Source organism: Niastella populi, assembly GCF_002078015.1.
Classification (GTDB): domain Bacteria; phylum Bacteroidota; class Bacteroidia; order Chitinophagales; family Chitinophagaceae; genus Niastella; species Niastella populi.
Window position 1 is genome coordinate 549351 of sequence record NZ_LWBP01000001.1, and the last position, 11918, is coordinate 561268.

Below are 11918 nucleotides of genomic sequence, written 5' to 3' on the forward strand. Positions count from 1 at the left end.
AATCATATTGTCGCAAATACATTGACTCCCGGTTGGGAGTTTTTTTTTGCCCTGACTATGAACGGCGGGCGTGGGCACTTTTACCGGCACCCGGTAAATTGCAATGACGTTCAGGTAAATAGCCGGAGTAAAGGCGGGCCCGCACTCATGGGTTCCAATATTATCAAATTGTTAAGCGAATGTTATCAATTCAATGGCCCCTTACTTTTGCGCCCAGTTAACAATTTGTTCATCAAAAATTAACAATGAATAAAATCATTGTGGTATTATTGGCAATACCCTCGCTGGTTTGGGGCCAAACGAGCGACTCAGCTGCGGATGCGAACAAGGATAACCCCTGGTATAAAAGGTTCACTATCAGGGGATATGTGCAGGTCAGGTACAACAGGCTGCTGGAAACCAATCCAAACCTGAAAAATGACCAGGGCGATAAGTCAATCGGCAAAAACGGCGGGATGTCGATCCGCCGCGCACGAATAATCCTGAGCGGGCAGCTCAATAATCACGTATATTTCTATTTCCAACCCGATTTCGCGGCGTCTCCTTCTTCAGATGACCTGCACTTCGGCCAGATAAGGGACGCCTATATTGACGTGTCATTCGATAAAAAACGGGAATACCGGGTGCGGCTCGGACAAAGCAAGGTACCGTATGGCTTCGAGGCTATGCAGTCCAGCTCGAACCGCATGCCGCTCGACAGAAGCGATGGCATCAACAGCGCTTTTGTAAACGAACGCGATCTGGGCGCTTACTTTTATTATGCACCTGCAAAGATCAGGGCCCGGTTTGCCTGGCTCTTAAGCGAAGGGTTAAAAGGCTCGGGCGACTATGGCGTGGCGGCATTCGGGGTGCTCAACGGCCAGGGCGCCAACCGCCCCGAAAAGAATGAAGGAATGCATGTGGTAGCAAGGCTGTCTTATCCTTTCGCAATCAAAAAACAGATCATAGAAGCCGGTATACAGGCCTATAGCGGCATGTTCACGCTTACCGACAGGCATTTATCGGGTAAGGTAAAGATCGAGGATGACCATACGTATGAAGATAAGCGCGTAGCGGCCAGTTTTATTCTTTACCCGCAGCCATTCGGTTTTCAGGCCGAATACAATATAGGCCGCGGCCCGCAGTATGATCCGGCACTGGACTCCATTGTGCATAAAAGCTTACAGGGTGGTTATGTGATGGCTTCCTTCCGAAAGAAGATCAACCGGCAGGTTTTCATCCCTTTCAGCCGTTTTCATTATTACGATGGCGGTAAAAAGTTCGAACAGGATGCAAGAGCCTATTTAGTGCGCGAGTTGGAAATTGGGTTGGAATGGCAACCCTCAAAATATTTTGAGCTGGTAGCCATGTACACCATCTCGCACCGCCGCACAGCCGATTTTATGAATGAGAACAATGATCAGAAAGGCAACCTGTTGCGGCTGCAGGCGCAGTTGAATTTCTGATGATAGAATTGTGAATATCTATTTTTAGCTGAATATTTTTAGCAGGTTCGTTTATAAGTGTTTGTTAGTACATTTAGTGCAAACAAACCTTATATGAGAAAGCTGACCTTGTCCTTCTTACTGGCGGTGCTATGCCTTACCGCCAGCTCCCAAACAGATATTTTCACTTTAATGGAGCGCACTGATCTTCGGCTCAGTGAAATTGAACGCATCGCCAACCGTTACTTCGACAGTGTTGGCACCGGCAGGGGAACCGGTTATAAACAGTATCAACGCTGGTTATATGAAAGAAAATTTCACATTGATGAAAACGGTTTCTTTATCAATGCTGAAACAGAAGCGGCGCGCTATAAAGCGGCGAAGCAATTGATGAAAGCCCGCCAATCCGACCCTTCTGCAAGAGGCACCTTTGGCACCTGGACTGAACTGGGGCCGCAAAACTGGACCTACACAAGCGGCTGGAATCCCGGCGTAGGCCGAATTACCTCGGTAGCCATTCACCCTGCAAACCACGCCGTAATTTATGTAAGCTCACCCGGCGGCGGTATTTGGAAAAGCACCAACAGCGGAGCTTCATGGACCCCGCTCGTTGATTTTACCTCCCCGGACTGGATGAACATTTTCAACCTTTGTATCGACCCTTTGAACCAAAGTGTTGTTTATGCTGCAGTACAGGGCGGGGGCGTTATCAAATCGACCAATGCGGGCGTTACCTGGGCGGCAACAGGTTCGGGCCCTTCCACTACCAGGAAAGTAGTGGTGCATCCTGCCAATAGTTCTATCGTATTTGCCACCGCCAATAACGGTATCTTCCGTTCAACAAATGGTGGTTCTACCTGGACGCAGGTGCATACAGAATCAAAAGAGGATCTCGAATTTCACCCAACCGATCCCAATATTATGTATACTTCCGGTTCCGGCGGTACCAGCTGTTTTTGGCGGTCTGTCGACAATGGCGTTACCTGGACGGCCGTTACCGTGGCTAACGGTATCACCAACGTGGGAAGATCGTTGATCGGCGTATCGCCTGCCGATCCCGCTGTTGTATACGTTGTGCAGGCCAATGGCAGCTCATTTGGTAAAATGTACAGATCTGCCAATGCCGGCCAGACATTTGTTACCACGGTTACGGGCAACGCTGCCAGCGGCACCAACTATTTCGGTTATGAAACAACAGGTACCGGTACCGGTGGTCAGGCCACCTATGATATGGCTATTTGTGTAAATCCTGTCAATATCAATGAAGTGATGATCGCAGGTATAATTTGCTGGAAGTCTACCAATGGCGGTACTTCCTTCGTTGCGCAAACTGCCTGGAGTTATCCGAACTCGGTAGGTTATAACCATGCCGATGTACACGCGCTCGAATGGATCGGCGCCACCATTTACTCTGGCAGCGATGGCGGTATCTACAAAAGCAATAATAATGGCGGCGACTGGATCGATCTTTCTGCCGGGCTGGGCATCAGGCAGTTCTACCGCATAGCCTGTTCCAAAACTGATCCCGATGTGATCACCGGCGGTGCGCAGGACAACGGTTCTTCTTTCAGAAGAACGGACAGCAGCTGGAAAGACTGGCTGGGCGCCGATGGCATGGATTGCATCATCAGTCCCACCAATGCGAATATTGCTATCGGTACCTCTCAAAACGGGGCCATCTATAAAACAACCAATGCCGGCCAGTCGCGCAGCAATCTTACGCAGCCTTCAAGCGGCAACTGGATAACGCCGCTGGTAATGCACCCCACCAATCAGAATACAGTGTATGGCGGGTGGACGGGCATTTACAGGTCGGTGAACGGCGGTACCAACTGGACCAGGATTTCAGGCACCATAATAAACAGCAAAATGAATTGCCTGGCGGTAGCGCCCGGTGACACCAATTATATTTACGGGTCTGTAGGCGCTAAATTATTCCGCACCAACAATGGCGGTGCTACCTGGGATTCGGTAACGGTGCCTGCATCGATCAACGCCATTTATGTAAGCCAGGTAAACCCTTCGAAGATCTACCTGGCCCTTAACAGCACTTCCAACCGGGTTTTTGTATCCACCAACAGGGGTACAACGCTCACCAACATTTCTAACGGATTGCCGGCCCTGGTTGCCCGGTCGATCGTTGTCGACAACAATCCTTCCGAAAGTATTTATGTAGGTATGAACGTGGGCGTATATTATCGTGATAATGTCGATACCAACTGGGTTGAGCATGCAAGCGGGCTGCCACTGGTTGCCGTGAACGAAGTGGAGATCCAGAAATCTTCAGGCAAACTGCGCGTAGCTACCTACGGAAGAGGTGTGTGGGAAACCAGTTTGTGGTCACCCATACTGGTGGGCACTACCGATATAACCGATGACGGCGGCTTAATTCTGGCGCAGCATATGACCGGTTCTCCGGCCAATGAGGATTATACCAAAGTGATCGATAACAACAATACTACCAAATACCTGACCTTCAATTGTTCAACCTGGGTGCGTTACAGCGCGGCCAATACCTGGGTACCGAAAGGCTACAGCATCGTATCGGGTAATGATGCACCTGACAGGGATCCCAGAAACTGGACGTTACAGGCTTCTCTGGATAGTGTGAACTGGGTAACGTTGCATACCGTTTCAAACGAATTCTTCAGCGGCAGGGCGCAGGAAAAAGTATATGTATTCAATAATGCGGCAGCCTATAAATACTACCAGGTCAACTTTAACTGTAAGGCCGGCTCGCTGTTCCAGGTAGCAGAGTTGCGCATCTATGGCATTCAACAACCGGCTATACTTACAAAAACGGCTACGCAAACAGACAGGTATGTTACTTCACCCGATGAATTACCGGCAAGGGGTATCAAAGCTTTCCCCAATCCTGTTTCGGGCAAATTAACGATAACCGGATTGCAGCATGCACATACGATAATCATGTATGATATGAATGGGAAACAGGTACTTACCCAGCAGGTAAACGGCAACACAAAAGTGTTGGATCTGCAAAAGTTCACCCGGGGCATTTACCAGGTGATCATCATCGATAAGGATCAGGGACATACTAACCTAAGGATCATTAAAGAATAATTTGTTTATGGTTTGCAGATTATAGTTTGTAGTTATAGTTTATAGTTTATGGTTTGTGGTTTGTGGTTTGTGGTTCATTAATTCGTGAAGCTCTCATTAATTGCAGCCTCAATTCATGCTGCATATCAGATGATCTTAATTAATCACAAATCTCAAAGTGCGGCAGCAACCATAAACTATAAACTATAAACATTTTCAACTCTGGGTTACAATGAAATATATTATACTTATCCTATTGGGATTGTTCTACATTCCCGTGTTTGCCCAATTGCCTGATTCAGCCGGCGTGCTGGAAGAAGTGATCGTAACCGCCAATAAATTTCCCGAAATAAGAAAAAATATTGCCCAGCCAACGTTCGTCCTTACCCAAAAGGATATAGATAAGTCACTCTCTAATAATACAGCCGGTTTGCTCGAGCACAGCGGGAAGGTATTTGTACAGCGAAGCCAGTTGGGTGGGGGCAGCCCGGTTATAAAGGGATTTGAGGCCAGCCGCATTTTACTGGTGGTTGACGGCGTTCGGTTGAACAATGCAATTTACCGAACCGGTCATTTACAAAATGTAATAACTATCGATGACGATATCCTGGAAAGGGTAGAGGTATTGTCGGGCCCCGCATCAACCATGTATGGCTCCGATGCATTGGGAGGCGTCATTCATTTACAAACAAAAAAACCGCTGTTGGGAAAAACAGGAGGCAATGTATCGGCGCGTTATAGCAGCGCATTCAGCGAATTTACCGGCCATGCCGATGTGAACATGGGAACGCGCAAATTTGCATCGCTCACTTCATTCAGCTTTAGCGGTTATGGCAATTTACGACAGGGCGCGCAGCGAAGTTCGAAGTATGCCGAGTTTGGAAAACGGAAGGAATACATTACACAGATCGGCGGCGTCGATTCCATTGTGCAGAACGGCAATGTGAATAAGCAAACGTTGAGCGGTTATCATCAGTACGATATTTTACAAAAATTCCTGTGGCAGCCAAACCCGGCGCAATCACACGAGTTGAACCTGCAATATTCCAACAGCAATGATATTCCCCGGTACGACCGGCTTACCGATACCCGTAATGGCGCCTTACGATGGGCGGAATGGTACTATGGCCCGCAGGAACGGCTGATGGCGGCTTATAATTATCAGTCGAAAAACATAAAAGGGTTCTTCGATCAGTTGAAAACCGGCGCCAGTTATCAGCATATAGAGGAAAGCCGCATGCAGCGCGCTTACCGCAAACCCTTACGCGAGCACCGGGTAGAACGGATAAACGTATGGGCGCTGAACGTCGATCTTAAGAAAAGTACGGCACAGCACGATTGGCATGTTGGGGCCGATGCCCAGTTCAACGACCTTCGCTCCGAAGCATTCAATTATGATATCCATACCGGCGTTACTTCGCCGGGGCTGGTAAGCAGGTATCCCGATGGGAAGAACAACATGACCTACAGCGGCGTTTATGCGCAACACGCCTTCAGGATCATACCCGGCAAACTGATCCTGAACGATGGCATCCGGTTGAATTATGTAGAGCTGAATGCGCATTTCAAAGACACGGCCCTGCTGCATTTGCCTTTCACAACGGCCACACAGCGCCACACGGCGTATAGCGTCAATGCGGGCCTCATCTTTTTGCCCCATGCAACCAGCAGCAGGATCGCGTTGAACGTTTCCACCGGTTTCAGGGCGCCCAATATCGACGACCTTGCCAAAGTATTTGAATCGGCGGGCGGCGTGCAGCTGGTAGTGCCTAACCCCGGTCTTAAACCCGAGCATACCTGGCAATTCGATCTCGATATGAGCAAACGCTTCGGTAAGTGGTTAGAAATAGAAGCAAACGCATTCTATACCCTGTTCAGGGATGCGGTGGTGCTCGACAGGTTCAGCCTGAATGGTGCAGCCAGTGTGTTGTACGACGGGCAAATGACGCCCGTGGCCGCCAATCAGAATAAAGCACGCGCCTCGCTGTACGGCCTGCAGGGCGGTTTCACGCTCAGGCCGGTGACATACCTGAGTTTTTATTCTTATATCACCTATACATATGGCCGCTATAAGCAGGACGATAAGTCGGAAGTGCCAATGGACCATATTCCGCCTGTATTCGGAAAAACGGGGATCACAGGCCGGTATAAATTTGTGGAAGCCGAAGTGTACCTGTTGTACAATGGCACCAAAAAGCTGAAAGATTATAATCCGTATGGAGAAGATAACCTGCAGTATGCTACCCCGGATGGCATGCCGGGCTGGCAGATCTTAAATTTTTCTTCCGGTTTTAACATAAACAGGAAATATACTTTTCAGCTGGCTGTAGAAAATATCCTCGACAAAAATTACCGGGTATTCGCCTCCGGTATCAGCGGCGCCGGAAGAAACCTGGTGTTGAAACTGAGAGCGGGCTTTTGATCGATTCATTTAGTAAATTAGCTGATCATTCAAATAACGAGCTTGCTATATGAATAATAAAAAGAACCTCAGAAGGCAGTTTTTAAAAGATTCGGTCAGGGCTTCCGGCTTAATGATCATGGCGCCATTGATCGATAAGGTTACCTGTAAAGCATCTGCACCAAAGCCAAAGGAAATAATCACTGCGCCCAACCGCATAAAGTTTGCGGTGATCGATATCGATCATCCGCATATTTATGGAATGACCGATGCCATCAAAAGAGGCGGCGGGGAACTGGTGGCCATGTATGCCAAAAACACGGAGCTCATTCCTGCATTTAATAAAGCCTTTCCCGAGGCGAAACCGGTAAAAAGCGAAAAGGAAATTTTAGAAGACCCTTCCATTCATCTGGTATTAAGTTCAGGCATACCCGATGAACGGGCGCCGTTGGGTATTCGCGTAATGCAACATGGTAAAGATTATTTGACAGATAAACCGGGCATCATCACTTTGGAACAACTGGCCGCGGTAAAAAAAGTGCAAAAGGAAACAAAACGCATTTACTCCATCATGTACAGCGAGCGTTTTGAAAATAAGGGCACGGAAAAAGCAAGCCAGCTGGTAAAGGCAGGCGCCATTGGCAAGGTGATACAAACAATCAATTTAGCGCCGCACCGCATCAATAATAATATTGGCAAAACTGGTTTGGCGGTACGGCCCCCCTGGTTCTGGGATAAAAAAAGATATGGCGGTATTCTTACCGATATCGGTTCGCATCAGTTCGATCAGTATTTACATTTTACCGGCTCTACCGAAGCACAGGTGCTGATGTCGCAGGTAGGAAATGTGCATCACCCCGACAAACCTTTGTTCGAAGATTTTGGCGATGTAATGTTAAGCGGTAATGGCGGCGCCGGTTATATCCGGGTCGACTGGTTTACGCCCGATGGCCTGAATACCTGGGGCGATGGAAGATTAACCATAATGGGCACCGACGGTTATATTGAAGTGAGAAAAAACACGGATATCGTTTCGGGAAATAAAGGCGGCAACCATTTATATCTTGTAGATAAAAAAGAAATGCTGCATCTCGATTGCAACAATGAAGTGTTGCCATTCGGGCCATTATTTGTCGACGATGTGCTGAACAGAACCGAAACCGCCATGACCCAGGCGCATTGTTTCCTGGCAACAGAACTGGCGTTAAAAGCACAAAAGAGTGCAAAAGTAATGACAGTGAAAAAATAAAACCGGTAAAACGATTGCTTCAAACCTATGCCAATGAAAAAAGAAAAGAAACCAACGATCAGCCGCCGAAAATTTCTAAGTAATACAGTTAAAACCTCGGTGGGAACCGTTATTGCAGCCAACATCCCCATGATCGTTCCGGCAAGCGTATTTGGTAAGAATGCACCGAGCAACCTGATCAATATTGCCGCCATCGGCTGCGGCAGGATCTCCATAATTCACGACATGACTTGTACAGCCAGATGCTCCGGTGCAAGAATAATGGCCGTTTGTGACGTAGATAAAAAACGCGCCGCCGCCGCACCTGCTCACGTAAAAAGGAATTACGAAAGAGCGGTGCAGTTCAATGGCGGACTGAAAGGGGATTGGGAAATAAAAGTATATCACGACTACAAAGAGCTGCTGGCAAATAAAGAGATCGATGCGGTGCTTATCAGCCTGCCCGATCACCATCATGCGGTGGTGGGCGTGCATGCCGTTAATGCCGGCAAGCATGTGTATTTACAAAAACCCGCCTCCCTTACCATTGAGGAAGGCAGGATCTTAAGCAATGCCGTGAAAAAAAGCGGAAAGATCCTGCAAATGGGAAGCCAGCAACGTTCAACGGATCCATGGCCGCAGTTTAAAAAGGTTTGTGAGCTGGTGCGCAATGGAAAGATAGGGCAATTGAAATCCGTTGAGGTAGGTTTACCCGGCGACCCCGGCGGTGGCAGCATAACGCAAATGCCGGTACCTGCTGATCTCGATTACGACGCCTGGCTGGGAACAACGCCGGAGGTTTATTATACGCAAGACAGGGTGCATGCACAGGAAGCAACTATACAAGGGATTACCAGCAGGCCGGGGTGGCTGCGATGCGAACAGTTCGGCGCCGGCATGATCACCGGCTGGGGCGCCCATCATATAGACACCGCGCATTGGGGCATGGGTATGGAACTTTCCGGCCCTATAGAGATCTGGGGCAGTGCAAAATTCCCGGGCGATGATCCCGGTTATAAAGGGTTGTGGGATGTACATGGCATTTTCAGAACGGAAGCGTTGTATGCCAACGGGGTGCATATGATCGTTTCGAACGAATTACCCAATGGGGTAAAGTTTATTGGCACCGAAGGCTGGCTGTGGGCTACTCGTGGCAATTATAAAGTTACCGATACCGATCCCGTAGCAGATAACAGCGGTATTAAACCCATCGATGCCAGCGATCCGAAAATTCTTCAGTCGGTAACAGGTAAAAATGGCATTCATTTGTACGAAAGCAGTGAACAACATGCCAACTGGTTAGATTGTATAAAAACAGGAAAACAACCTTCGGCGCCCGCTGAAGTTGGCCACCGGAGCTGCAGCGCCTGTTTGTTACATCATATGGCCATGAAACTGAAAAGAAAAATTTATTGGGACCCCGTAAGCGAAACTATAACCAATAATGATAAGGACGCTATAGCTATGCTGTCGAGGCCCCGGAGAAAGAAATATGATTTTTAATTCTAGAACTCGGCAATAAGCGAAAGCCATCTTGCTGCCGGTGCGGCCTTCACAATCGGGAATGTCTTCTTTTAGTTTATTATCAGTTTGAGCAGGTAATAACCGGGCAGGGCAAATAAGCAGCAATGCCGATGCTAATATCTTTTTCATATGCTTTGAGGGTATGTTGAATTGAAGATAGGAACCTGCAAGTTTAGACAAACTAGATCCTTACTTTTGTTTCAGTAATATTGGCATAAAGTAAAATAAAACCATTCAAATGAAAAGGATTACAGCATCTATGGTGGCGTTTTGCCTGGCGGGGTTCCTGACAACCACTAGCGGTATACAGGCGCAAACCGGGCAGGGCCGTAAACTATTGGCGCTTTCCAAAGCCGATCATACGTTGGCTATTGTAGATCCCGGATCGTTAAAGGTGATTGCAAAAACGCCGGTAGGCGCCGATCCGCATGAAGTGATTGCTTCGGCAGATGGGAAAACAGCCTATGTGTCCAATACCGGCGGCGGTCGTTTTCATGTGTTGAATGTAATTGACCTGGTGGCGCAAAAGACAATCGATAGTATCGATACCAGTCCGCTAAAGGGCCCGCATGGGCTGGCATTCGTTGATGGCAAATTGTGGTTTTCAGCAGAGGGGTCCAAAGCAGTAGGCCGGTACGACCCGGCCATAAAAAAAATTGATCTGGTAATAGGTACAGGGCAGGGCAGAACCCATATGGTGGAGGTTACCAGGGATGGGCAGCACGCCTATACCACCAATACTACCGGGGGTACGGTCAGCATCTTAAACAGGGCGAATGTTGAATGGGAGCAAACAGTTGTTCAAACCTCCAAAGGAGTAGAGGGGTTTGATATAACACCTGATGGAAAAGAAATTTGGGCCGTTGCAGCAGAGAACGGTTCCATTTATATAATTGACACAGCTTCGAAATCGGTTATTAAGACAATTGATGCAAAAGCCGTAGGCGCCAACCGGCTGAAGATCTCATCTGATGGTAAGCTGGCATTGATCTCGAGCCTGCGTACCGGTGAACTGGTGATCTATGATGTAAAGGCGCGCAGGGAATTGAAGCGGCTTAAAGCAGGAACCGGCGCTGCCGGGTTGTTGATCGACCTTGACAACACCCGGGCCTTTGTAGCCTGCTCACCCGACAATTATGTAGCGGTGGTTAATCTGAAAACCTTTGAAGTGGTTACCCGCATAGATGTAGGCGGCCGACCTGACGGGTTAGCATGGGCGTTGCAGTAAATAATAAAAGAAGGCGTTGTAAAAAAATAGAATATTCAGCCTGAAGTTTTTGGCTGAGCCAAATGATAAGCTTTACTTTTTTCACGTACGGGTTGGTTGAGTATAATATCGATAGAGTAGTTTCGGTTGAAATTGTATTGTAGCAATAACGCTATTATATATTATCATAAAGACTGATGAACGCCTTTAGTGCAGGGGAGGGGGTTACATCTTTTCGATAAACCAGGATCGTGGTCATAAGACCAAGTTCCCGCGGAAGGGCAAACGTTTTGATCTTTCTGCCACTATAGAAAGTGGAGATGATCTCTGCAGGTAAAACGCTGCACCCAATACCTGACTCAATAAAGTTAATTACACCTTCTATTGAATTCATCACTGTTTTATGATATTGCGCAATGCCTTTGCTAACCAGCCAGGAGTCAAGCCGGGCCCTGAAAACACAACCCTGGTCAAAGACGATCGCTTTTAATGGTTTTCTCTTTATAAGATCGTTCAGGCTTTTACAATCAGCAGGCGCAACCACCACTACCTTTTCTTCTTTGATCTTAATCTGCTTCAATTCAGAATTATCCAGCGGTGCTGAAACAAAGGCCGCATCGAGCTTATAATTCAACACATCGTTAATAAGTACCGGTTTCATGGCCGAACGAAAGTCAAGTTCAACAAATGGAAACTTAGCTGAAAGCAGGTTCACCAATTCGGGGCCTTTGAGCGTCATGATCGTTTCGAGGAAGCCGATCTTTATTTGTCCGCGCACTACATCAGTTTTACCGATCAACCGTTTGGCTTCCTCCAATAAATTGTTTAGTTGTTTACTATACCGCATCAGGGTTTCGCCGGCAGCGGTCAATTCCACTTTACGGTTTGTTCTTGTAAAAAGCGCTGCGCCAAATTCTTCTTCGAGGTTCTTTATACGGGCGGTCACATTCGATTGCACGGTGAACATGGCTTCCGCCGCTTTGGTAAAGCTGCCGTGATGCGCCACCGCTTCAAAAAGATTCAGATCATTGGTATTCATAAATCGCAAATTATGATAGTTGAAATCACTTTAAA

At 47.7% G+C, this 11918-nt stretch carries 7 protein-coding genes; 6 read left to right on the top strand and 1 reads right to left on the bottom strand.

Annotated features, from left to right (window positions below; translation table 11 throughout):
* The first annotated feature begins 245 nt into the window (after nucleotides 1–245).
* The 6 genes from A4R26_RS02115 (at nucleotide 246) to A4R26_RS02140 (ending at nucleotide 10865) form a co-directional block, all read left to right on the top strand.
* Nucleotides 246–1445 carry a porin gene (locus tag A4R26_RS02115; protein WP_081159287.1) on the top strand — a complete coding sequence of 400 codons (1200 nt, stop codon included), beginning with the start codon at nucleotides 246–248 and terminating at the stop codon, nucleotides 1443–1445.
* A gap of 93 nt (nucleotides 1446–1538) precedes the next feature.
* Complete coding sequence (locus tag A4R26_RS02120) at nucleotides 1539–4505, top strand: T9SS type A sorting domain-containing protein (RefSeq protein ID WP_081159290.1); 2967 nt, start codon at nucleotides 1539–1541, stop codon at nucleotides 4503–4505.
* A 211-nt stretch (nucleotides 4506–4716) separates the two neighbouring features.
* Nucleotides 4717–6906 carry a TonB-dependent receptor plug domain-containing protein gene (locus tag A4R26_RS02125; RefSeq protein WP_081159292.1) on the top strand — a complete coding sequence of 730 codons (2190 nt, stop codon included), beginning with the start codon at nucleotides 4717–4719 and terminating at the stop codon, nucleotides 6904–6906.
* A 49-nt stretch (nucleotides 6907–6955) separates the two neighbouring features.
* The gene (locus A4R26_RS02130) at nucleotides 6956–8134 is read left to right on the top strand and encodes a Gfo/Idh/MocA family protein (RefSeq protein ID WP_081159293.1); all 1179 of its coding nucleotides are present in this window, start codon (nucleotides 6956–6958) and stop codon (nucleotides 8132–8134) included.
* A 33-nt stretch (nucleotides 8135–8167) separates the two neighbouring features.
* Nucleotides 8168–9616 carry a Gfo/Idh/MocA family protein gene (locus A4R26_RS02135; RefSeq protein ID WP_081159295.1) on the top strand — a complete coding sequence of 483 codons (1449 nt, stop codon included), beginning with the start codon at nucleotides 8168–8170 and terminating at the stop codon, nucleotides 9614–9616.
* A gap of 259 nt (nucleotides 9617–9875) precedes the next feature.
* Nucleotides 9876–10865, top strand: a complete 990-nt coding sequence (locus A4R26_RS02140; protein ID WP_081159297.1) for a YncE family protein — start codon at nucleotides 9876–9878, stop codon at nucleotides 10863–10865.
* Between the two features lie 154 nt (nucleotides 10866–11019).
* Here the strand turns inward: A4R26_RS02140 and A4R26_RS02145 are convergent, their stop codons facing one another.
* The gene (locus A4R26_RS02145) at nucleotides 11020–11883 is read right to left on the bottom strand and encodes a LysR family transcriptional regulator (RefSeq protein ID WP_081159299.1); all 864 of its coding nucleotides are present in this window, start codon (nucleotides 11881–11883) and stop codon (nucleotides 11020–11022) included.
* Between the last annotated feature and the right edge of the window lie 35 nt (nucleotides 11884–11918).